The sequence below is a fragment of the Herpetosiphon gulosus genome (genome assembly GCF_039545135.1).
Taxonomy (GTDB): domain Bacteria; phylum Chloroflexota; class Chloroflexia; order Chloroflexales; family Herpetosiphonaceae; genus Herpetosiphon; species Herpetosiphon gulosus.
Map to the genome: position 1 here is coordinate 300,477 of NZ_BAABRU010000001.1, position 24,154 is coordinate 324,630.

The following is a 24,154-nucleotide window of genomic DNA, read 5'->3' on the forward strand; positions in this document are numbered from 1 at the left end:
ACGATTACTCGCCACCAAGCTCACGAGCGCGACGATACGCCGCCCAAACTCCATCGGCTAAAACCGTGCGCAAACGCCCTTTTTCGAGTTCGTAAAGGGCAGCAGCGGTTGTACCACCTGGCGAAGTCACCATATTGCGTAGTTCGGCGACATGCTTGCCCGATTGGGCCGAGTAGCGCACCGCTCCAATCACGGTTTGCTCGACCAGTTGAGCCGCGATCCGGCGGGGAAATCCCATGTGTACACCAGCATCGATCAAGGCTTCCATCACCATAAAAACGTAGGCTGGGCCTGTGCCCGAGAGTGCCGTGGCCATATCCATAAATTTCTCGTCCTCAACCTCAACTTCCTCGCCAATGGCGCTGAGTACGATTTTGGCCCAACCACGCCGCGCCTGATCAAGCCCTTTGCTGGCCGTCCAAACTGTAATACCTTCGGCAATTTGGGCAGGAGTATTGGGCATCGAACGTGCAATGGCGTTATGACCAGTCGCTTCGGCGATTTGGCGCATCTTGACCCCTGCCAAAACCGAAACAATCAGATCATCGGTTTGAAATGCGCCGTTGAGTTGGGGCAGCACTTGCTCAGTCATTTGAGGTTTGATGCCTAAAATCACCACATTGCCCCAAGTTGCGGCCTCGCGATTATCGCCTGTGGTGGCAATGCCCCAGCGTTGTGATAGCTCGCGGCGACGCTCAGGGCGCGGAGTGGCCGCCAAAACTTGGGTTGGTTGTACCAATTCGGCTTGGAGTAGGCCACCGATGACGGCCTCGCCCATAGTGCCTGTGCCAATAACTGCAACATTGAGATTGGTTAACATGGTCTGGTGTTCTCCATGATTGGCTGAAGTTTCACAGGCTCCATTGCCTAGCCGCCACGCTGCGGAAGTTGGTTTTGATCCACGAAGGACACGAAGAGCACGAAGGCTATTTTAGCCACGAATTCCACCAATTAGATTCATCCTTCATCCCGCATCCTTTCGTACTCTGTGCCTCTGCGTTAAAAACTAACCCCTAACTCCTGATCCCTAACCCCTGATCCCTCGCCTCTATGCTCTATGTTCTATGTTCTTAATACTCTTCACCACTTGATCAAGCGCGATTGTCTCGACCACCCCAGTTGCCCGTTGGCGTAGCTCGACGACCTGTTGCTTGAGGCCACGTTCGCCAACCGTAAGCCGCAACGGCATTCCTAACAAATCAGCATCGTTAAATTTGACTCCCGCCGATTCATTGCGATCGTCGTAGAGCACGCTGAGGCCAGCTTCGCTCAATTGTTGATAAAGCCGATTGGCGGTCTCTCCGACCGTGGCACTCGCGCCAAGTTGCACCAAATGCAGATCGAATGGCGCGACGGATGCAGGCCAAACAATGCCTTTTTCGTCGTGATGTTGCTCGATAATGACTTGCAACAAGCGTTCGAGGCCAATGCCATACGAACCCATGACGATTGGTTGGGCTTGGCCTTGTGGGTCAAGGTAGGTTGCGCCGAGGGCTTCGGTGTAGCGAGTTCCCAATTTAAAGATATGGCCAATTTCGATGCCCCGTTCCAAGCTCAAAGCTGCACCACAGACTGGGCAAGCATCGCCCGCCTCGACATTGGCAATATCGGCAACCACGGTTGCTTGCCAATCGCGGCCATAAACGACGTTTTGTAAGTGGTAGCCAATACGATTAGCTCCAGCGACCAAGCCGCCAACGCCCACCACCGAATGATCGGCGATAACCGTGACATTGCTCAGGCCAACTGGTGAAGCATAGCCAGCAACCGCCCCAACCGCGCTAATTTGCTCAAGTGTGGCTGGCTCAAGCGCCGAAACCCCTGCCGAAGCCCGTAATTTAATTTCGTTGACTTCACGATCGCCGCGTACCACCACGAAAATCAAGCCTTTTTCAGGTGAGTTAAAAAAGACCGCTTTGGCAGTTTGGGCTTCGCTCACCTGCAAAAAGGCGGCGAGTTCGGCGATGGTGGTGCAGGCTGGAGTGGCGATTTCGCTCATGGCTGGTACATCTTCAGCATTATCAGCAGCTTGGCCGCGTACCGCAACCTCGCTATTGGCGGCGTAATTGCAGCTTGCACAAACCGCCAAGCTATCTTCGCCACTACTCGAAAAAGCCATATATTCGCGTGGTTCTCGTCCGCCCATCTCGCCGCCATCAGCTTCAACAGCGGTAAAACGCACGCCACAACGCTCGAAAATTGTTTCAAAAGCGAGCGCCACCCGATCATAGACCCCATCCAAGCCTGCCCAATCGGCATCGAGCGAGTAGGCATCGAGCATGGTAAATTCGCGCAGCCGCAACAAACCGCCGCGTACTCGCAACTCATCGCGATATTTGGTGTGAATTTGGTAGAGCAGGCTTGGCAATTGGCGATACGAATCAACTTCGCGGCGAGCTAGCTCGGCCACCGCCTCTTCGTGGGTTGGCGCAAATAACAAAGCCTGTTGATTGCGATTATTGAATCGTAGCATGGCCTCGCCATATTGGGCATAACGTCCGGTTTGCTCCCATAAACTGGCGGCATGCACAACCGGCGTGCGAAATTCGCCAGCCCCGATTGCAGCTAATTCGGCGTGCATAATTGCTTCAATCCGGCGAAATACCCGCATGCCGAGTGGCAACAGCGCCATACCACCAGCTAATAATTGCCGCGCCAAGCCAGCGCGTAGAATTAATTGATGCGCAGCTAATTCTGCTTCGCTTGGAGCCTCGCGCAATGTGCGCCCGAAACCACTACTCATCCGCATAACCGACCTCCTTGCAGCCAATAAAAAAACCGTCCCCAGATGCAACAGCATCTAGGGACGGCTAAAAACCGCGGTACCACCCTAGTTGAAGCTCAGATGAGCCTCCCCTTGGTCGTCAACCAGTGAATTGACGTGTCGTGATCTCGGCGACAAACCCGACCAACCTTGTTTGGGTGTGGAGTACACACTTGGTTCGGCGGTAACTCTGGGGTGGGTTCGGGCAGCCTAGTCCATTTCGAGCTTACACCATCCTCGAATCGCTGGTTGGCACTTGCTGCGCTACTAATCCCCATCAACGTTTACTATCAACTTTGTGGCTGCAACTCTATCATAGCTTATGCAAACCTGTCAATTGACCGATTTAGTTAAAAATTTAAGCTTGCAATCAGGATTTCTGGCGCTATACTCTAGCTGATTGAGTTGAATTGAGGGCGATACTCCCCCTATTTTCTGCATGCTTGCCAGAGTTCCCCTCCTCGTTGTGAGGTCTGATGCTATGTCCGCACCAATTGTGCAGATCGACTATGCCATAGTCGATACGATCATCCAACGCTTCCAAAAACTGCATGACCAGAGCCAAACCATTCAATCCAGCCTCTGCCAAACCATGACCGCGTTACAAGCCGGCCAATGGCAAGGCAGCGCTGCCAACGCCTGTTTTCAAGAATTTGAGCATGTGGTTAATCCAGCCTTTCAGCGCTTGTTGCATTCGTTGCAAGGCAGTGTTGAAACCACCAAGGCCATTCGGCAAATCATGGCCGATGCCGAGGCTGAAGCTGCTGCACTCTTTCGCGGTGATTTTGGCGCGATGGCCGTAGGTGGTAATGGTTCAATGTTTGCCCAAGTCGTTGATGGCGAGGTACGATCAAAATCTACCCCGACCCCAACGCCACCGAGCGACAAATCGCTGCTGCCGCCATTCTTCCAAAAATTAATTGATTTTATTCTTCAAGCGGTCGAAACATGGCAGAACGATCGTGCCGATGGGGTGCAAGTTAATCAAGATGGCTCGGTCAGTTATGCTGATGCCACCCTGATTTTTGATGATATGACCAATGAACCCGACATCCCCTTCCAGTTTCCATATGATGGTTGCTATGCGCGGGCTTATCTTATGGGAAATAGGATGGTGGAGCGCTATGCATTTAATCAAGAACATATTTCAAAAGTCTTTATCTTTGATACTGCTCTTGGTGATGGATTGAACGAATTACGTATCGATCAGCAATTTCAATATGATGGTTTTGAGCCTGTTGAATGGGATTATCATGTCGCACCAAGCATTATGGTTCGTGATGCACAAGGAAACTTACAACCTATGATCATCGATCCATCATTATTTGATCATCCCGTAACGATTGAAGAATGGAAACAAAGTATGAACTTCCCCAATGCTACTATTGATATTCGTGGTTTTTCATGGTATGCCCCGAATTGGGAGGTTACTCCAGAAAATCAAGCGCAAACTGATGCAATCACCCAAGAGCGAATGCAAACTTATATGGATGTCTGTAAAGAAGAAGGGTATTGTCAATGAAATACCTTTATCCATTGATTATTATTTTAGTATTGGCTATAACTAGCTGTCAATCTAGAAACCCTAGTACTATTCAGGAGGATTCTATGTTTCAAATATTCATTTTTAGTGAAACCAAAGAACTTCGTCAGATGCATCATCAGGATTTATTGAATATGGCATTATCTGATGCTTCATTCATAATTAATGAAAATAATCTTCTATCTTATGATTGGACTAATCAACAGATTAATATTGACAAAATGACCGTAAGCGATTCAGATCAAAAACGCTTATTAAGCGATGCCTATTTTGTGGTTGTGTTTAATCAACAACCGATTATTGCTGGCAAACGAATTCTGGAATTTTCACCAACCTCATATGCATATCCCGTTTTATCAATTCGGGCTAATTCATATCAACCAAATCAGCCAATTCAATATGCCTTGCGGAATGATCGCTTAGGGGTAAATCAAGCACCATACCCATTTCTCAATCCTGACCCAACAATTGCCGAAGCCGTCAAGCAACATTTGCGCCAGCTTGGCAAGTTGGTTGAGTAGGGGATGCTGACCATGGCGTGGTTTCGTTATTGGTGGTTGCTCATAGTGCTGATTGGCTGCATCCAAACCGATCAAACTCCACCCGTAGCCAATCAGTTTGCGATTTATATTTTCCAACGAACAGTGATCAGTCAATTTGAAGGGCCAAATCAAAATCCAACGACAGCACTCCAGACAATTGATTTAACCGAAGCTTCTATTGTTCTCGATCAAACTGATCTTGTTGAATATAATTGGCCTCAGCAACAACTGCGGATTCGTAATCCCCAAGGAGTACTTGCCAAAGATCGCCCTGCTGAGATGGATATTGAAGGCTTTTTTGTGCTGGTATTTAATCAACAACGCATTGTCATGGGTCGCGTGCGTTCAAACTCAACCGCAATGGCCGCCGATTATCCGTTATTGCTTGATACAATCGAATCGTATAGCAATCAGCAAGCGATTTCGGTTTATCAGTTACGCGCAAATAGTGGAACGATTCGTAGTGATGCTCCCCATAGTTTTCCTAACCCCGATCCGGCGATTGCCGAAGCCGTCAAGCTACATTTGCGCGAAATTGGCAAGTTGGTTGAGTAAAGGATGTTCATGCCCTCACCCCCAACCCCTCTCCCACCGAGCGGGCGAGGGGAGTTTCGCTTACCCCCTCGCTCGCGTGCGGACGAGGGGGAGAGGGCATAACTAGCCAGGGAAGCGGCTGAGATGTTCTTCGAGTTTGACGTGACAGGCGGCTTCTTCGCTGCGTAACGTCACTTCTTCCTCACGCAGCGCATTCAGTTGATCCTCGCTTTCGGCAAGCGTAGTGATATAGCGGGTGCGAAGCTCGCCCTCGCCGCCTTCGTTTTTGAGTACATCGAGGTTGCCGCGAATTTGAGTTTGTTGATTGTAGATCTTCTGACGTAACGCTTCAATTTCGTTGTAGCGTTGAACGATGCTATCAATTCGTGCATACAGCGTGAGCACTTCGCGTAGCTCACTGACAGTATTTTGATCGAGCATGCGATCCATCAAATAGCGCCGCAATTGCTCGAAATTGATTGATCGAATGTGTTCGCGCCGTTCGACCAAGCGTCGTTCACGCACGCGCAATGCCGCTTCGCCCCGTGCTGGAATTGGCAATAACCAACTGGCCAATTGGCTATTGGCTTCGGCTGGTTGCACCGTATCAAACAGCTCGTAGGGGTGACGCAAGGGATGCTCAATTTTGATCACGCGGGCTTCGCCAGCAGTATTTGTTGCGGTGTAAATCGTGGTCAGCGATTCTTCAACTTCGTGAATCAAGACATCGCGACCAAGCCGGATGCGCCGGGTTTGATGAGCCGAGTTTTGATTTTCTTTGACTGAAACTTCCAAGGCTTGGGCATAGCGAATGGTCACCATTGCGCCTTCGGCAGTCCAGTTCAAGACCGCCTCACCGCCATATGAGCGACTTTCCATAATTGTGATTGGGCCGCGCTCTAAGGTCAAGCCGCTGCTATTTTCAAAGCGTACCGTGACCATCGGATGGGTCTCGCCGGCTGCACCGCGATAGACCAACTCGCGCCGACAGGCGGTGCGCAAATTGAGTAACGGCACTAAAGCCGAGCGACCACGCCCGACACTGACAGGTTCACGCACATCGTAGCGGAATAAAGCCCCTTGGGCAGCACCTTCGGCAACGGGCGCAATCGCTGCCATTTCATCCATGCTCAGGCTATCAAGATCAGCTCCCGCGAATGCTTCTTCACGCATAGCCATAGCTCGCATCATTTTTGGTCGTGGTGCGCCAGCAGGAGCAGGAGCCGCCAAAGTATAGGCTGGCGGCGCAGCAGGCCGAATTGTATCTTCAATCAACGGGCGTTCTGGTTGTTGCGGCTCGTAGAGCGGGTAGCGAAACGAAACTGGTCGGCCTGCAACCAACGAAATTCGCACATCTTCTAAATCTTCGTCAAGCACATTATCGAATAAACCCCAGCCTTGAAGCAACACATCGGGCAATTCAGTTTCGATATTATCGACAATAATGCGATAGGAAACCCGCCAACTAGGGGCTGGTGCAAGGTAGGCCACCAAGAGATCGTGCTTGCCCTCGTCGAGCTGAATCGTGGCTGTGCGCGAATCTTGTTTATCGCTATTGGCGCGTAATGACCACAGCACTTCGTCGGCAGCTGAATCGAGCAATTGCACGCCGCGAATATCATTTAACCGATGCAAAGTGATTTGGCGCACATCGCTGCGATAAATTGTCACCAGCGATTGCGAAATTGGCTCTTCTGGCGCTGGCTCGTCGATGCCCACAATCAAGCCTTCAGCGGCGGCTTCATCACGCAAAGCTAGACGAATTCGTCGCCCACGCAACTCGGTTAAGAGATCACGCAGTGGGCGGCCAGCGCCAAGCTCAATCCGCCGGCTGCTCCATGATTCAGGCCGTTCGTAATCGATGCCCTTGACATGACCCTCGCCTTTTTCCAACACCACCAAACTTTTCAGCACATCGTCCATGGCTTCGCGACTGAAGGCCAAGGCCAGTTTTGTGCCCTCGAACTGACCGCGCCGCTCGAAATAGCCAACGCCATGTTTGTACAAAATCAATCGTCGCAGTGGAAGCTCTGTCATTATCGTTACTCCTCGGCTGAATCGGCTGAAATTTTGGTGTTGTTTGTTGGGTGGGCGGAATATGCTTTGGGTGTGTAGCTAGCGCTATTGTACACGATTTGGCAACGGCCTAACCAGCAGCGTTGCCAAGCCCCAAGCTTGCAAGTACAATCAACGCATTGGCTAGGCAGGGAGATTCAGCAGATGATTACCAATTTGCGTTTTCAACATTTTAAATCGTGGAATGATACAGGCGAGTTGCGGTTTGCCCCATTAACTGGCTTTTTTGGCAGCAATAGTTCTGGTAAAACCGCAATTTTGCGCTTTCTCTTGATGCTCAAGCAAACGGTTGATTCTAATGACCGTCAGCTATTTTTAGAATTAAATGGTGCATATGCAGAGCTTGGCAGTTTTGAAGAAGTAATTTTCAATAATGATATAAATTCTGAACTCAGTTTTCAAATGGAATTAGATTTTGTTCAAAAAAATAATAATTTTTTTCATGTCATGATGTTGTTTGTTAGACTAGGATCAGAGCTATCACTAGTAAATCAAATAAATATAAAATCATCTTTGATTTTTGATAAAAACACAATAATTTTGAATAAATTGCTTTATAGTTTTGGGTTTCCCAATGGTGAGTTAGGAAATTTCTCATTTGAGAAAAATATTAATGATGAAAAATATACATATCGATCTTGGTTGATGGAATCTGATAGAAATACGCCTGAAGTTAAGGATATTGTTCTTCCTAGATCTAAATTTTATCATTTCCCGTATGAGCTTTTAGATAAAATTCCTGACCTATTTGCAATTTATGAACTCCCACAAATCTTTGAAGAACAATTTCGCGATGTCCAATATCTTGGCCCGATCCGCCACGATCCCCAGCGTTTTTATCAGTGGACTGGTGAAATTCGCAGTTTGGGCAATCGGGGTGAGCATGCAGTTTTAGTCTTATTAGCCGATCAAAAGCGTGATCCAGAAGCAAAATTAGCTAAACAAGTAGCAAGCTGGTTGAAGGACTTAGGCTTAATTGCTGATTTTCGCTTGCATCAAATTGCTCCTAATGTTGATTTGCACGAAGTTCGAGTGAAAATCAAACCGAATGCTGCTGAGGTATTGTTGACTGATGTTGGTTTTGGGGTTGCCCAAATTTTGCCTGTGCTGGTGTTGTGTGCCTCGGCCAAACCAGGCTCGACGATTATTTTAGAGCAGCCTGAAATTCACCTGCACCCAGTGGTACAATCAAACTTGGCCGATATTTTGATTGAAACAATCAAACGTGGTGTGCAAATTGTGCTCGAAAGCCATAGCGAACACCTGCTGCACCGCTTGCAACGGCGAATTGCCGAAGAAGTTTTGAGCAACACCGATACCGCACTCTATTTTTGCGATATGGATGATACTGGTACATCGCATGCCGTGCCACTTGATGTTGATAAATATGGCAATATTCGCAACTGGCCCAAAGATTTCTTTGGCGATGAAATGGCTGATTTAGCGGCACTTTCGCGAGAGACAATTCGCCGTAAAAAGGCCGAGGCTGGACGATGAAACGCATCATCGATACGAATGTTTTATTGACAGCTAATGGCGCTGCTGACCACAAAGACTTCGAATGTATGGAAGCGTGTATTGATTTTCTGGAAACGATTAAAGAGCAAGGCATTGTTATTCTTGATGATGGCTATTTTATTATGGGTGAATACCGTCAAGATGTTAGTGATAGTGGTCAACCTGGCTTGGGGGATAAATTTCTGAAATGGCTTTTAATTAATGAATGGAATGGCCGTTGTGAACATGTAAGCATAAATGCGATAGAGCTTGAGGCAAAACTAAGTTTTAGTGAATTCCCCAATAATGATCTTCGCTTGGCCAAATTTGATCTTAAAGATCGCAAATTTGTTGCGATTGCCCTCACTCACCCTGAACATCCACCAATTGTTAATGCAACTGATAGTGATTGGGCTGAGATTGAGCAGATTCTGCGCGATGAATATCAAATACAGGTGATTCAATTGTGTCCGTAAATTGTACAAATAGTCTGATAAACGCTATATAAAGTTTGTATCCTAGCTCCTCAAACGTGCGTATTAACCTCTGATACACTTAATCAATAAGTTGAGAAGCGAGAACTTCAATGGAAAGATCAATCATTCACTTGCGCATTTCGCGGAGTTTAATCGTTTTGGTCGGCCTAACTTGGTCGCTTGGCTTGATGTTTGGGCTGGGCTTTTTGAGCAACTATACCTTTTGGGCCGCAGCCTGTTTTACAATATGGTGGCTCTCGCTATTGGTGCGCTTTGGCTTATTAACGTGGCAACATGTCTATCTGAGCGATCACGGCATTCGGGTGAAAAATTACACTGGCGATTATAATTTTGCTTGGAATACGCTGCGTGCAATTGAATTTGTGGCTGAACCAGCAGCACCATGTTTTATGGATCGCGATCTGAGCTATCTCTGGGCAACCTATGCAGTGCGTTTTTCTGATGCTCAACACTCTATCATTGTGCATACGCGCTTTACTGAGCGTAATCGCACACTGCTCAAAACCAAGCTAGCGCATTATATCCAATTGCATACAATTCCCAACAAAACCATCGATACGATCGATTATCCAGTGATTTATCCAGAGCGATTAAGCATTTGGCAAAAGCTGATGCGGCTGCATCGACCACCGGTGATTAATTCACTTGAAAGAGTGCTTCGGTTTTGTTGGTTTTTGTTGGTAATTGCAATGATCTATACAGTTGTAACCTATCAAGAATTTTTAATTGCACTTACCGCCTTTGCAATCTATCAAATGCTCAAATTAAGCTTAGCGTTGTTGCCAAATGCGATTAAGCAACCAGCCACGTTGATTAATCCCCAAGAGCAAGCGCTGTATGTGCCAAAATTGGTTGATAAAACCCTATTTGCCCGCTTATTGGGATTTTATGGGTTAATCATCGTGTTGATTTTGGTTTATTATCAGATTTTTGTTGGCTAATCGCATCTTGCACCTAAGTGTTTGGTGAATTGCAGCTAGCCATGCTATGGTTTGGCGTTGATTTGGAATTGCCAAATCTAGTACCTCAATTTGTAGAGTAAGGGAGATGCTACGATGATCAAACGTGGCTTGATCTATTTGGCGTGGCTGGGTGCTGTGCCATGCAGTTTGTGGTCGCTTTTACGCTGGACGGCATTCGCAACCACGCCTCAAGGCATGGTACTGCTGGTATTCGATGCCTGGGTTTATGCCAGTTTATTGCCAATTGCGCTGCTGGCGGTGAGCATGCGTCGCCATTATTTATTGGGCGTGCTTAGCCTAAATTTGCTGGTGGTTTTGGGTTTGTATGGCGGGCGCTGGTTGCCCCAATCAGCCAATTTAACCCCCCACGATTTGCGAATTATGACTTGGAATGTGTTCTACAATACCCAAGATATTGATGGCTTGGCCGCGACAATTCGCCAGCAACAGCCTGATATTGTGGTGTTGCAGGAATATAATTTTCAGCTCGACCCGCAACTCCCCGAAGCCTTGGAAGATTTGTACCCTTATGCTGCACTTGATCCCCATTCGGGCGCTGGTGGTTTGGCGACACTTAGCCGCTGGCCAGTGCGCGAGTTGGCTCCAGTAGCTCGCGGAGTTGACAGTTGTGGTTGCCAATATTTAGAAATTGCTACGCCAAAAGGCCCAACCCGTTTGATCAATACTCACCCACATATTCCGCTGGCTAGTTTCAAGGGCATTTACACCAAGACCCAGCAAGACCCAACCTTCGATCATTTGCTGAAATTGATTGCAGACCAAAGCCAACCCTTAATTTTGGCGGGTGATTTGAATACGACTGAACGTCAACCTAATTATTTGCGTTTACGCCAGCAGCTTGGCGATGCCTATCAGCAAAAAGGTTGGGGTTTGGGCTATACTTTTCCGAGCAATGGCACTATTCCCAAAGCAGTGCGCTTGGATTATATTATGCCTAACGTTCATTGGCAGCCCTTGCGAGCTTGGAATGGTACGGCTAATTTGTCTGATCATGGCTTTGTGGTCGCCGATTTGCAGCGATCAGCTGAATAGTTTGAGGAGTAAGGATTATGATGGTTTATAAGTCAAAAGTTACACTCTATGGTGTCCTTTTTTCGCTTGGATTTCTTTCCTTAGCACTCTGGTTTTTGCTGAATAAGCTGTTTATTGAAGCACTCGGTTGTTTTTTATGGACATTGATTCCAATTGGTTTTACATGGCTATCTTATAAATGGCGTTTTGTTACAGCTGATGATTATATGCACATTGATTCAATAATTTTTGGTAAACGTATTGAGTGGCATGCTGTTATTGCGATTGAAGATATGAAATATGAAAATGGCACATATTTATTACGATTGGTAAGTAAATCTAAATTATTTGAAGTTCCAGTATCGATGTTAAATAAGCAAGATATTAACGAGATTGTAAATTACCTGAAAGGAAAATCAATATATCATAATATTCCATTTAATCGGGATACACCGTATTTAAAATCAATCTACTATCAATATAACCCAAAAATGATTGCTAAATTAGGCTGGTTTTGGCCACCACTCCTGCCAAAAATCAGAGGATGGATTTATGCAATATTTGTTGGATTTGCCCTAGGCTTTAGTATGCTTATCAAATTCTTTAAACCATCAAGTACGTCTGATTTAGAGTATCAGCAGATCTGGATTTATGTGATTATGTTCATGCTATTTGAATGGGTCAATTTACTTTTTGCCCAATTTCCGCAAAACTTACGGACGATTGAGCATAATCAGCGTGAGCAGCATGAGCAGATGTTTGTACCAACCGTGGCATCAGCCCAGCCTTATCGCTTGCCATTTGTGTTGGTTTCAGTGGCTTTGGTGATGATAATTGCTGGATTTGCTTGGTATTTGACCCGTTGAGGCAAAGCAGCGCCAGTTTAATAATCAAACTGGCGCTGCTTTTGTTTTAGCCGCGAATGCTGGCAAAAGCCGCTTGAGCAGCATTGATCGTTTGGGCGACTAGCTCGTCGGTATGAGCCGTTGAGACAAAGGCGGCCTCAAATTGCGATGGCGCGAGATACACGCCCTGCTCTAACATCGCATGGAAGAATTTGCCAAACATCGCTGTATCAGCCTTTTTCGCCGATGTAAAATCGTAAACTTCATCGCCAGCAAAGAAGAAGCCCCACATGCTGCCAGCTTTATGCGCTTGGAACGGGATACCATTTTTGAAGGCAGCCTTCCAAAAACCTTGGCACAGCGTCGAAGTTACGCCAGTTAAGCGCTCGAAGACTTCGGGTTTGGCAATTTCGCGCAGCGTTACAATGCCTGCAACCATCGCCAGTGGGTTGCCCGAAAGTGTTCCTGCTTGATACATTGTGCCTGCTGGCGCGACCTGCTGCATAATTTCGCGTCGCCCGCCATAGGCCGCCGCTGGCAAACCGCCGCCAACCACCTTGCCCAAGCAGGTCAAATCGGGCATCACGTTGAAGTAGGCTTGTGCTCCACCATAGGCCACGCGAAAACCAGTCATTACTTCGTCGAAAATTAACAATGCGCCGTGTTGATCGCAGAGTTGGCGCAAACCTGCAAGATAGCCTTCGCGTGGCAGCACAAAGCCCATATTGCCTGCCACAGGCTCGATTACCAAGGCAGCAACTTGGCCAGTATTGTTTTTGAACAAGGCTTCGACCGCCTCAAGATCGTTAAATGCTGCGGTCAGAGTATTGCTGGTAGCGCTTTTCAACACGCCTGGGCTATCGGGCAAGCCCAGCGTTGCCACACCTGAGCCAGCTTGCACCAAAAATGGGTCAGCATGGCCGTGATAGCAACCCTCGAATTTGATAATTTTCTCGCGTTGGGTGTAAGCCCGCGCCAAGCGAATCGCGCTCATCGTAGCCTCAGTGCCCGACGAGACAAAGCGCACCATCTCGACACTTGGCACGGCGGCGATCACCAACTCGGCCAATTCGCTTTCAAGCTCGGTTGGTGCGCCAAAGCTTGTGCCACGTTGGGCTTGGGCACAAATTGCCTCAACCACCGCCGGATAGGCGTGGCCCAGGATTAACGGCCCCCACGACAAGACATAATCGATATATTGATTACCATCGATGTCGTAGAGATAGGCTCCTGCGCCATGATCGATAAAGCGTGGCACGCCGCCAACGCCACGAAAAGCCCGCACTGGGCTATTCACTCCGCCTGGTAAAAGTGCTTGGGCGCGTTCAAAAGCCGCGCTAGAAGCATCATTGATCACGTTTATGTGTCTCCAATAGTATTTGAGGGGCTAGGGGCTAGGGATCGGGGGCCAGAAAGTTTTGAAACCACGAAGCCATGAGATTGTAACCACGAAGAACACGAAGGGCACGAAGAAGCCCTCTATGTTCTTGCTCTGGGCTAAATCCAATCCCCGATCCCCAACCACCGATCCCCAGCCCGATGTTCTATGCTCTATGTTCTCTGTTCTTCGCTCTGCGCCTCTGGGTTAAATAATTCCTGATCCCTAACCCCTGAATCCTGATCCCTAGGCTTTCAACCATTGCGCCGCCACTTTGGCATAATAAGTAATGATCATACTTGCGCCTGCTCGGCGAATTGCCAGCAAACTTTCGAGCGCTACCCGTTGCTCGTCGATCCAGCCGTTGGCAGCGGCAGCTTTGATCATGGCATACTCGCCGCTCACTTGATAGGCAGCTAGTGGCAGATCAAATTCTTCGTACACTGCCCGAATAATATCCAAATACGCTCCGGCTGGCTTGACCATCAGCCAATCGGCTCCCTCGGCGACATCAAGCGCGGTTTCGGCGATTGCTTCGCGGGCGTTGGCTGCATCCATTTGGTACGATCGGCGGTCACCAAATTGGGGCGTTGATTCGGCGGCTTCGCGGAAGGGACCATAAAAAGCTGAGGCAAATTTGGCTGCATACGACAGAATAATTGTGTCGTGGTAGCCTGCTTGATCAAGCCCATAGCGAATTGCGGCGATTTGGCCATCCATCATGGCGCTGGGCGCAACCACATCAGCGCCAGCTGCTGCATAAGCGACCGAGGCGCGGGCTAATAATTCCAAGGTTGGGTCGTTATCAACGGTGATCGTTTCTGGCTCGCCGCTGGTCAAAATGCCACAATGGCCGTGGTCGGTATATTCGCACATACAAACATCGGCAATTACCACCAAATGCGGTGCTTGCTGCTTGATTGCCCGAATTGCGCTAGGAACAGGGCCATTTGCATCCCAAGCCGAGCTACCTTGAGTATCTTTATGCAAGGGAATGCCAAAAAGCAGTACTGCTGGAATTTGGGCCGCAACCAGTTCAGCGATCTCAGTGTCAAGTTGATCGAGCGAAAGTTGAAATTGGCCAGGCATCGAGCTAATCGGCTTGCGAATATTCTGGCCTTCAACAATAAATAATGGGGCAATTAAATTATCAACAGTTAATTGGGTTTCGCGGACCATGCGCCGTAATGTGGCGTTGCGCCGCCCACGCCGCAAGCGACGATTGGGCGTTGGCACGCTTTCAATCATACTCATGCCAGTTCCTTCTCGGCTTTGGCCCATTCGAGCAGGGCTTCAACTAAGCCTTGGGTTGAATGTTCCGCTGCCTCTATATCAACACGCAAACCCACATCAAGCGCGGTTTGGCTCGTGATTGGGCCAATTGTTGCAATAATTGTCTGATTTAAAAATTCTTGTGAATTGCGCATACCTGCTGCATGCAAAGCTTCGATGGTGTAGCGCACGGTTGAGCTTGAGGTAAATGTCACCACATCAACCTGTTGCTGCCGTAACAGCTCAGCCAACTCGACCACCTGTGGATCGGGCACGGTGCGATAGGCCACCACCGCTGTCACTTCTGCGCCACGTTCGATTAATGCCTCGCGCAACAGTGGGCGAGCAATATCAGCTTGGGGCAGGAAAATGCGTTGACCGGCAATATCCTGAAATTCGACCAGAAATTGCTCGGCAACATAGGCATGCGGCACAAAATCGGGCGCATGGCCAAAATCAGTTAATAATTTGGCGGTGGCTTTGCCAATCGCGGCAATTTTCAATTGATCTAAGGCATTGCAGGGCAACCCTAACACGCCATAGCGCTCGAAGAACGCCCGCACAGCGTTGGTGCTGCTAGCGATCATCCAATCGAAGCCTTCGATTTGGCTCAGAGCACGGTCAAACGTTTGCCAATTGTCAGGCGGTAGGGTTTGAATTGCCGAGCAATAGAGCGTTTCGGCTCCATGGGCTGCCAAGAGTTGGGCGAACTCGGTCATCTGCTCACGGGCGCGGGTCAACACAATTCGCTTGCCCGTTAAGGGTGTGTGCATCGTCATTGTTGCAATCCACAATCTGTTGCTAGCACGCAGCTATAGGCGAGTATTCAATATGCAATTAATCAATCGTCGGCATTGGTAGTATACAAGATTATGGCCTGCCCGCTGTTAATTCAAGCACGATCGGCTATGCCAAAACTGCTCTAAATCGCAACCGAGTTAAAGTAAAACCCGCCCGCCTTGCGCTAATAATTGTTGCGCCAAGCTTGCCCCAAGCGCTTGCGGCTCACTCGCGCTGCCAGTTAATTCGCCGCGTACTAAGCGACCATCCAGTGCTCCAATCATGCCGATTAAGCGCAATTGGCCTGCTTGATAGGTGGCAAATGCGCCAACTGCCACTTGGCAACCACCGCCAATGGTGGCCAAAAATGCTTTTTCGGCTTCGGCAGTCGCCCGTGATTCAGCGTGATCGAGCACCTTGAGCAATTCAGCAACTCGTTGATCGCCTGCTCGTGCTTCGATGCCCAAAATGCCTTGCGAAACTGCTGGAGTCATTTCGGCTGGCTCGAAAAATTGGGTCACGCGATTCAATAATCCTAAGCGTTGCAAGCCTGCTGCTGCCAAAACAATTGCATCATATTGGCCTTGATCAAGCTTACGCAAGCGCGTATCAACATTGCCGCGAATATCAATAATTGTCAGGTCAGGCCGTAAATTGCGCAATTGGGCGGCACGCCGTGGGCTGCTCGTGCCAACTTTGGCCCCGAGCGTCAAATCGGTTAGCTTGCGCCCTTCGGCTCCAACCAAAACATCGCGCGGGTCGGCCCGTTCGGGATAGGCTGCAATCGTCATGTCGGGCGCTAAAATTGAAGGCAAATCTTTGGCGCTATGCACCGCCAGATCGACCTTGCCACTGCGCATAGCATCCTCAATTTCGCTGACAAACAGCCCCTTATCGCCAATCGCTGCCAACGGTCGATCCAAAATTGCATCGCCCTTGGTGGTGATATGTTCGAGTTCAATTGTTAATTGGGGATGCGCCGCCAACAGGGCATCGCGCATGGCGTGGGTTTGTACCAAGGCCAATTGGCTTTTGCGCGTTCCAATGGTTAATCTATTCATGCTGATCATTCTTAACTATAGGATAAGTGAATAAAATCCCTCACCCTCAACCCCTCGCTCACGACGGTCGAGGGTTCATGCTGAGTTGGTTCCCCCTCGCTCGCTGGGCGGGAGAGGGGGCTAGGGGGTGAGGGAGCTTAAAATCCTTATTGGCCAGTCACGACGGTTTTGAGCAAATCGACGAAGGCTGGATCATCGTTGAGCAGCCGAATGCGCTCAAGTTGCAAGCCTAATTCGTTGGCTTTGTGCTTGCCCTCAATATCAATATCATACAGAATTTCGAGGTGATCACAGACGAAGCCAAATGGCACTTGCAGCACATATTTTTTGCCTTCAGCTGCTAGTTCGGCCAAGGTATCGAGCACATCAGGCCCAAGCCATGGTTCGCCAGTTTCGCCTTGGCTTTGGTAGGTAAAGCGCCAATCGGGTAATTCGAGCATTTCGGCAATGCCTTTGGCGCTACCCAACAACTCGTCAGGATAGGGATCGCCCCACGCCAAAACCCGTTGCGGCAAACTATGGGCGCTAAACAACACCGTCACTTGATCGCGCACGTCGGCAGGAAATTGGGCTAAGGCCTCGCTGATGCGGTTAGCAATCAAATTGCGAAATTTTGGTTGCTCCTGCCAGCTATTAATCATGGTTAATTCGATGTTGGTGGTAAATTCTTCGTTGGCGCGATCAACTTGTTTTTGATAGCCGCCAATGCTGATTTTGGAATAATGCGGCGCGAGCGCAAGCCCAATCACCTTGCTAATGCCATCAGCATGAATTTGCTTGACCACATCGGGAATTAATGGATGCCAATATTTCATTCCAAAATAGACCTGATATTGATCGGGAAATTCGGCATCAAGCTGCGCTTGCAACTGCTCAGTTACCGATTTGGTTAATGTAGTCAGTGGGGTATGACCACCAACTGCTCGATAGCGAGCTGAGAGATTTTCGACCTGCTCAGGCGTTGGCATGCGACCACCACGCACATTGATGTAGTATTGCTCAACTTCATCGATGCGATTGGGCGTGCCATAGGCCATCAGCAAGACTGCTGTTTTGGCTGACATATTTTCCTCTTATCTGTTAATGATCCACGCAGCGCACGAAGATCAAGAGGTCAGGGGCTAGGGGTCAGGATTTAAATCATCATGATCCTGAGGCCTCAAACCTGAATCCTAAACCCTCGTGCTCTCTGGGCCTCTGTGTTAAAACTGACCCCTAGCCCCTGACCCCTAACCCTAGTGCTCGTGAATAAACGCCACCAAGCGTTCGAGATTGGCAACCGGAGTTTGTGGATGAATGCCATGGCCAAGATTGAAAATATGGCCTGGGCGACGATTGACGCGGCGCAAAATATCGGCAGCTTGTTCGCGTACATATTCCCATGGCCCCAGCAAAACCGCTGGATCAAGATTGCCTTGGATGGCTTTGTCATCGCCAATTAATTCCCAAGCCTCGTCGATTGGAATCCGCCAATCGGCTCCGAGCACCGAGCCACCATCGTTGCGCATTAAGGGCAAAAGGTTGGTGGTGTTGGTGCCAAAGTGAATTAATGGAATATTAGTTTCTTCGCGCAGGGTTTTCAAAATGCGAGCGGTGTAGGGTTGTACAAAGGTTGCATAATCGTGGGGGCTTAAACAGCCAACCCAGCTATCGAATAGTTGTAACGCATCAACGCCAGCCGCAATTTTTACCCGCAAATAACTGATCGTCAAGTCGGCCAAGCGCTCCATCAAGGCATTCCACACATTGGGGCTGCCATACATCAGCGCTTTAGTATTCAGAAAATTCTTTGAGCCTTTGCCTTCGACCAAGTAGGCCGCTAAGGTAAATGGTGCGCCAGCAAAGCCAATTAAGGGGATTTGGCCCAACTCAACTTTGAGCAAATGAATCGATTTGCTAATGTAAGGCACATCAACTTCTGGCTCAATTGGTCGAATACGGCTGACATCGGCCATCGTGCGAATGGGGTTGGCAACCACAGGGCCAATGCTTTCAACCAAATCAACGCCCACGCCAGTCGCAATCAGCGGAGTCATAATATCGGCAAACATAATCGCTGCATCAACGCCCAAGCGGCGCACTGGCTGCAAGGTTACTTCAGCACACAATTCGGGCTGATAGCAAATATCCATAAAGCCATATTGCTCGCGGATGGCACGGTATTCGGGCAGCGCACGGCCAGCCTGACGCATAAACCAAACTGGGGTGGTATCCACAGTTTCGCGCCGACAGGCTCGCAAAAATCGATCTTGCATAATAATTGATATGTCCTTGTATGGTTTGCTGAATCCGTTCGATCAAGAAATCAAGCCAGAATCTCGGTTACTACAGCTATTCTGGCTCGATTGGCCGCCTAAATCATGGTTAAGGCTTCGCGAATTGGCCGATTGACCCCAGTGATGATTGGCGTATCGTTGAGGGTGTAGCGGCGTGCTTCAGTTGAGCGCAACGCAATCACCAATTCTTCAAAGCGTGGCAAGCTATCGGTTTCATAAGCCACAATAAATTCATGATCATCGATGCCAGTGGTGTAGAGCAAGACTTGGCGCACATCAGCATACTCGTGGCCGACGCGAATGTGCTCGTTCATCATGCCTTGGCGAGCATCGCGGCTCATCAAATACCATTCTTTGGTTTTGGTAAAGGGATAAACAATTAAATACGGTTCGCGATCTTCGAGGTCGATCGCTTGTTCTTGGGTAGTGGGGCGTTTGGTGTAGTTGGAAGGCCGAGTAAAGCCAAAGTAGAGGTTGGTTTGCTCAAAATACGCGCCGATGCCAGTTTGCAACAAGCGACTGGTCATTTCTTGCATGGCGATTGGCGACGTGCCCTTGCGCCACAGCAACAAATCGGAGTTGAGCTTAAAGCCAATTGTGCTATAGGCATAGGTCACAATCGAAGGATAAGCCTCTTCGACCACTTGGGCGAATTGTTCGCGCAAATCTTCGCGGGCTGCGGCGGGCAAGCGTCGCCATTCTGGGGCAGCCTTGAAGGTGGTGTATTGAACAAACAATTGGCCTTCGGTGGAATTTGGCAATTTAACGTCTTCCATGGAAGCTTAATTCCTTTATAACAGTGATGGATTGCCCATCAAATCTGAATTAGATTGCCTCAAAATCGAGGCGGAATAATTGCTGGGCGGCGTGGGCCAACTGTGGGCTGGCCGCAGTATCTTTAATCGCCCGCATTGGTTGATGTAATAATTTATTGATAATCGCGCTGGTCAAGGCCGAAACTGCTTGTTGCTGCTGCTCAGAAAGATCCAAACGGGCGAGCGTGCGTTCAAGCTCGGCTAAACGAATTGCCTCGGCATGCGCACGTAAGGCCCGAATCGTTGGCAGCACGGCTTGGGTCAACCACCATTCCTGCCATTTAATCAACTCGCGTTCAACGATGGCCTCGGCTCCAGCGACTTCGGCAGCTTTGCTAGCGCGGTTGCGTTCGCAAATCGCCTGCATATCATCGACATCGTAGAGCCAAACCTCAGGCAACGCCCCAACATGGCGATCAATATCGCGCGGCACGGCCAAATCGAGCAGTACCCATTGGCGTTGGCGTTGAGTTTGCAACGCTTGCGCTTGCTCAAAATCAAGCATCAATTCAGGCGATGACGTACAGCTAATTACCACATCGCTGGCCTGCAACACCGTCGTAAGTTCGCTGATTGGCTTGGCTACAACCTTATGATGTTCAGCCAAACGTACTGCTCGTTCAAAGGTGCGGCTTAGCAGGGTGATATTGCTGGTATATTCCAAATAATGTTTGAGTGCCAACTCGCCAGTACGTCCGGCCCCGATAATCACCACCGAACGATCAGTGAGATCGAGGTGTTGACGGGCGAGGCTAAGGCCAACCGAAACGACTGATAATTGAGCATGAGCCAATTGAGTTTCGGTGCGTACTAACTTACCAGTAGTCAAGGCAGCCTGAATCAAACGATGCATGGTTGTGCCCAGCAACTCGGTTTGTTGAGCGGCGTTATAGGCGGTTTTAATTTGGCTCAAAATTTGAGCCTCGCCCAGTGCCATCGAATCTAGGCCCGAAGCCACCCGAAACAAATGGCGCACAGCATCCTCATCGAGATAGGTGTAGACATGCGGCATGAGTTCATCGAGATCGATTGAGCGATGCTGAGCCAAAAATTGGCGTAACGAACGCCCGCCATCGGCTTCTTCCAGCAAGGCATACAACTCCACCCGATTGCAGGTTGAGAGGATGAACCCTTCAACGGCGATCTGGCGTAGGCTGCTCAGGGCTTGAGCTAAATCGGCCTCGGCAAAGGCGATGCGCTCACGAATTGAAATTGGGGCCGTGCGTTGATGTGCCCCCACAACCACCAGTTGCACAATAAACTCCCAGTAAAAAGCAAATAGCAATCATCATCGAGCGCAACCAACAAAAATCCCCAAAGCATGATCGATGCGAATTTGCTTTTGCACTTACGAGCCTGCTTGTTCAAAACCTTCGATTGTTCCGAGCAGCGTTGCATCCATAAACAAATCGAGGCGTGTCCGCAGTTCTACGACGGTTGCCACATCGATTGGACGGACCGATTGTGGCTTGGCCAACTGGGCAAACGCCCGCCGAAAAAACAAAAAGGCCTCAACTGTATCGTGCATCGAGACTCCCATTTCGCGAGCTTCGCGCCCATAGGTAGCCCCAACAGCCTTGGCCTCGGCCAAGATTCGCTCATCAAGATCGTTGCTATTGACATATTGCATCAACATGCCAAACAAACGCTGGCCTAAGCCGCGCATGCGCTCGGTGGTTGGGTTGGTATCAAACCGAGCGTGCCAACCTTGGCCCATCAACTCGCGAGTATCAAGATGCCAATGGCGGGTTTGGCCTAATTCGGGCACTGGGGTATGATCGGGCTGTTGCTGATTGACCATGCGCTCAACCGCCGCCCGCTGAAAACGGCGATGGCCGCCAAGCGTGCGTTTGGTTGGAACTAAACCAGCGTCGCCCCAACGCCGCACCGTCGAGGGTGCTGCACCAAGTAAATCGCTGGCCTCACTCAACGAAAGCCATTCTGGGTCGATGTCGATACTTAATTCTGTCATGAATCTATAAATTCTACCAAATCTACCACTAGAAATCTATCACTGGTATTGTATCTAAAAGCTGCTAGAGTGTCTAGTTGACAAAACACACAATTAACGACACGTCACAATTGCTAACAACTGTTGTAACGTTTGCTATAGCCCAACGTACCGCCCTAAAGTACTAGCAGCGCTTATAAATTTGGCATATTGTCGATTTGGCGTGGCTGCTGGTATAATGCCAGCTTGTAGAGGAGAGCTTGCTCTCCCCAAATATTTAACTGAATGAGTGAGGCAACGTATGCAACGAACCGTTCGCATGGGCTTGCTATTGTTGTTGGCTTTTGGATTAATGCCCTTGATTCAACGCCCAGCGCAGGCAGCAACCCTCGATGATCAGATTATTGCCGATGAAATTCTGGTAACGTTTAATGATGGCTATCGTGTCAGTGCGAATGGGGCATTCTTTGAAGGTTCTAAGGCATTGAAAAATGGGCTAGGCATTGGGCCATTGGTCTCAACTCAAATGCTTGATGGCGCTGGTCAAGTGGCAATGCTGAAACTCCCCGCAGGCGCAAATGGCGATGCCAAAATTGCCCAATTGCTCAAAAATCCAGCAGTGCGCTACGCCGAATACAACGCTGTGCGTGAGATTTTGGTCGATCCCAATGATGAATATTACTCAGAACAATGGGGTTTGCCCAAAATTGGCGCTAATGCTGCTTGGGATATAACCCAAGGTAACGGCTTGGTGATTGCAATTATCGATACTGGTGTTTCACCAACCCACCCTGATTTAGCTGGTCATGTGTTGCCTGGCTATAACGCCCTGCAAAATAACAGCAATAGCCAAGATGATCAAGGTCACGGCACGGCCATGGCCGGGATTGCCGCCGCCCTAACCAATAATGGTCAAGGTGTCGCTGGGGTTTGCTGGAATTGTCAGATCTTGCCAGTCAAAGTGCTGAACAGCCGTGGTCAAGGCACATCGGCAGATATTGTTGAAGGCATGTATTGGGCTGCTGATAATGGCGCACGCATCATTAGTATGAGTTTGGGTGGCCCACGTGGCACGCAAGCCGAACAAGATGCAGTCAATTACATTTATAGCAAAAATATTCCACTGTTTGCCTCATCTGGCAATTCAGGCGATGAAGGCAACCCTCGGATGTATCCAGCCGCCTTTGATCATGTGATTGCGGTTGGAGCCACGTCAATCGACGATCGGATTGCAAGCTTCTCATCATATGGCGATTATGTTGATATTGCTGCTCCAGGCGTAGATATTGTGACGACTGGTTGGGATCGTGGTGATGGCTATGAAATTGGTAGCGGCACATCGCCAGCCTGTCCGTTTGTGGCTGCCACGGCGGCCTTGGCGTTGAGCGTTTGGCCTGAACTTTCAGTCGATCAAATTGAAAAGTTGATTACTGGTAGTGCTGTTGATATTATGACTCCCGGCAAGGATGTCTATAGTGGTTTTGGCCGACTGGATACCTACAAGACAGTCCAAAATGCTGTTTTGCGGACGATTCCTGGCGAACCCCAACCGCAACCACCAGCACCACCAGCACCGCAACCACCAACTCCACAACCACAACCAGGTAACCCTGCGTTTGTGCCTGTGGGAGCGCCACCATTGCCAGCACCGGTCGGTGAAGTCTACTTCCCCGAAACTGGCCATAACTTGCGTGGCGAGTTCAAAAACTACTGGGATCGTAACGGCGGCTTGGCGGTTTTTGGCTTCCCAATTAGCGAAGAATTTACCGAACAAACTCCTGAAGGTTCATTTACAGTCCAATACTTCGAACGCCAACGCTTTGAGTTTCACCCTGAAAAAGCTGCACCTTATAATGTGTTACTTGGTCGCTTAGGTGATGCAGTGCTGCGGGATCGCGGCGACGATTGGGCCAACTTCCCCAAAACTGGACCCGCAGACGGTTGTCTGTATTTTGAGCAAACCCAGCACAAAATTTGTGGCGAGTTCCGCAAATATTGGGAAAACAATGGGCTAAATGATCCTGCCTTGAGCAAATATGATCGTAGCCTACAATTGTTTGGTTTGCCCTTATCTGAGCCAACCACCGAAACCAATCGTGATGGGGCAACCGTCACGACCCAATGGTTTGAACGTGGACGCTTTGAATATCACGAAGGTCAGGGCGTGCTGTTAGGATTGCTGGCCAAAGAATATGCCAACAATCGCAATTGGCGCTAAACTAGTTTAGAATGGCTGAAGCCAGCTTGGCTCTTGGGCTGGCTTCAGTATCACATAGATGGGGAAACGCCGCTCGATTCGGTTGCGAGAGAACAACCAGCGTGGTACACA

Annotated in this window: 21 protein-coding genes; 9 read left to right on the forward strand and 12 right to left on the reverse strand. The window is 49.1% G+C overall.

The annotated features are described in order from the left end of the window. Positions 1-4: 4 nt before the first annotated feature. A complete protein-coding gene (gene proC / locus ABEB26_RS01340; protein ID WP_345720136.1) occupies positions 5-820 on the reverse strand; it encodes a pyrroline-5-carboxylate reductase in 816 nt (271 codons plus the stop codon). Between the two features lie 228 nt (positions 821-1,048). Then, complete coding sequence (locus tag ABEB26_RS01345; RefSeq protein ID WP_345720137.1) at positions 1,049-2,749, reverse strand: proline--tRNA ligase; 1,701 nt, start codon at positions 2,747-2,749, stop codon at positions 1,049-1,051. A gap of 496 nt (positions 2,750-3,245) precedes the next feature. On the opposite strand from ABEB26_RS01345, the gene ABEB26_RS01350 reads away from it, so the two are divergent. The 3 genes from ABEB26_RS01350 to ABEB26_RS01360 are packed head-to-tail and all read left to right on the forward strand — an operon-like array spanning position 3,246 to position 5,404. Further along, positions 3,246-4,286 (forward strand): WXG100 family type VII secretion target, encoded by a 1,041-nt coding sequence (locus ABEB26_RS01350; RefSeq protein WP_345720138.1) that lies wholly within the window; start codon positions 3,246-3,248, stop codon positions 4,284-4,286. Beyond that, positions 4,283-4,828: a hypothetical protein gene (locus tag ABEB26_RS01355; protein ID WP_345720139.1), complete on the forward strand. Its 546-nt coding sequence runs from the start codon at positions 4,283-4,285 to the stop codon at positions 4,826-4,828. Before ABEB26_RS01350 ends, ABEB26_RS01355 begins: the two co-directional genes overlap by 4 nt. Positions 4,829-4,840: 12 nt before the next feature. Next, complete coding sequence (locus ABEB26_RS01360; protein WP_345720140.1) at positions 4,841-5,404, forward strand: hypothetical protein; 564 nt, start codon at positions 4,841-4,843, stop codon at positions 5,402-5,404. A gap of 102 nt (positions 5,405-5,506) precedes the next feature. Here ABEB26_RS01360 and ABEB26_RS01365 read toward each other — a convergent pair whose 3' ends face one another. After that, a complete protein-coding gene (locus ABEB26_RS01365; protein WP_345720142.1) occupies positions 5,507-7,420 on the reverse strand; it encodes a hypothetical protein in 1,914 nt (637 codons plus the stop codon). A 183-nt stretch (positions 7,421-7,603) separates the two neighbouring features. Between ABEB26_RS01365 and ABEB26_RS01370 the strand changes: the two genes are divergently transcribed. The 5 genes from ABEB26_RS01370 (at position 7,604) to ABEB26_RS01390 (ending at position 12,313) form a co-directional block, all read left to right on the forward strand. After that, complete coding sequence (locus ABEB26_RS01370) at positions 7,604-8,956, forward strand: AAA family ATPase (RefSeq protein ID WP_345720144.1); 1,353 nt, start codon at positions 7,604-7,606, stop codon at positions 8,954-8,956. Continuing rightward, positions 8,953-9,432: a hypothetical protein gene (locus ABEB26_RS01375; RefSeq protein ID WP_345720145.1), complete on the forward strand. Its 480-nt coding sequence runs from the start codon at positions 8,953-8,955 to the stop codon at positions 9,430-9,432. Before ABEB26_RS01370 ends, ABEB26_RS01375 begins: the two co-directional genes overlap by 4 nt. A 110-nt stretch (positions 9,433-9,542) precedes the next feature. After that, entirely contained in the window at positions 9,543-10,394 is an 852-nt protein-coding gene (locus ABEB26_RS01380) for a hypothetical protein (RefSeq protein ID WP_345720146.1), read from the forward strand. 114 nt (positions 10,395-10,508) lie between these two features. Continuing rightward, on the forward strand, positions 10,509-11,468 hold the full coding sequence (locus ABEB26_RS01385) for an endonuclease/exonuclease/phosphatase family protein (protein ID WP_345720147.1): 960 nt from the start codon (positions 10,509-10,511) through the stop codon (positions 11,466-11,468). 17 nt (positions 11,469-11,485) lie between these two features. After that, positions 11,486-12,313, forward strand: a complete 828-nt coding sequence (locus tag ABEB26_RS01390; protein ID WP_345720148.1) for a hypothetical protein — start codon at positions 11,486-11,488, stop codon at positions 12,311-12,313. Between the two features lie 46 nt (positions 12,314-12,359). On the opposite strand, the gene hemL is transcribed toward ABEB26_RS01390, so the two are convergent. From hemL to ABEB26_RS01435, 9 genes are all read right to left on the reverse strand, one after another. Continuing rightward, a complete protein-coding gene (gene hemL / locus ABEB26_RS01395; protein ID WP_345720149.1) occupies positions 12,360-13,649 on the reverse strand; it encodes a glutamate-1-semialdehyde 2,1-aminomutase in 1,290 nt (429 codons plus the stop codon). Between the two features lie 267 nt (positions 13,650-13,916). After that, positions 13,917-14,924 (reverse strand): porphobilinogen synthase, encoded by a 1,008-nt coding sequence (hemB, locus tag ABEB26_RS01400; protein ID WP_345720150.1) that lies wholly within the window; start codon positions 14,922-14,924, stop codon positions 13,917-13,919. Continuing rightward, on the reverse strand, positions 14,921-15,721 hold the full coding sequence (locus ABEB26_RS01405) for a uroporphyrinogen-III synthase (RefSeq protein WP_345720151.1): 801 nt from the start codon (positions 15,719-15,721) through the stop codon (positions 14,921-14,923). Before ABEB26_RS01405 ends, hemB begins: the two co-directional genes overlap by 4 nt. 159 nt (positions 15,722-15,880) lie before the next feature. After that, on the reverse strand, positions 15,881-16,783 hold the full coding sequence (hemC, locus tag ABEB26_RS01410; RefSeq protein WP_345720152.1) for a hydroxymethylbilane synthase: 903 nt from the start codon (positions 16,781-16,783) through the stop codon (positions 15,881-15,883). A 146-nt stretch (positions 16,784-16,929) separates the two neighbouring features. Beyond that, positions 16,930-17,847 (reverse strand): ferrochelatase, encoded by a 918-nt coding sequence (gene hemH, locus ABEB26_RS01415; RefSeq protein WP_345720153.1) that lies wholly within the window; start codon positions 17,845-17,847, stop codon positions 16,930-16,932. A 171-nt stretch (positions 17,848-18,018) separates the two neighbouring features. Then, positions 18,019-19,038, reverse strand: a complete 1,020-nt coding sequence (hemE, locus tag ABEB26_RS01420; RefSeq protein WP_345720154.1) for a uroporphyrinogen decarboxylase — start codon at positions 19,036-19,038, stop codon at positions 18,019-18,021. A gap of 98 nt (positions 19,039-19,136) precedes the next feature. Then, positions 19,137-19,835, reverse strand: coding sequence for a chlorite dismutase family protein (locus ABEB26_RS01425; RefSeq protein ID WP_345720155.1), 699 nt, complete (start codon positions 19,833-19,835; stop codon positions 19,137-19,139). Positions 19,836-19,884: 49 nt separating this feature from the next. Continuing rightward, positions 19,885-21,129, reverse strand: a complete 1,245-nt coding sequence (gene hemA / locus ABEB26_RS01430; protein ID WP_345720156.1) for a glutamyl-tRNA reductase — start codon at positions 21,127-21,129, stop codon at positions 19,885-19,887. Between the two features lie 93 nt (positions 21,130-21,222). Continuing rightward, positions 21,223-21,846 (reverse strand): MerR family transcriptional regulator, encoded by a 624-nt coding sequence (locus ABEB26_RS01435; RefSeq protein ID WP_345720157.1) that lies wholly within the window; start codon positions 21,844-21,846, stop codon positions 21,223-21,225. 280 nt (positions 21,847-22,126) lie between these two features. Here ABEB26_RS01435 and ABEB26_RS01440 point away from each other — a divergent pair, with 280 nt between their 5' ends. After that, positions 22,127-24,043 carry a S8 family peptidase gene (locus ABEB26_RS01440; RefSeq protein WP_345720158.1) on the forward strand — a complete coding sequence of 639 codons (1,917 nt, stop codon included), beginning with the start codon at positions 22,127-22,129 and terminating at the stop codon, positions 24,041-24,043. Positions 24,044-24,154: the final 111 nt, after the last annotated feature.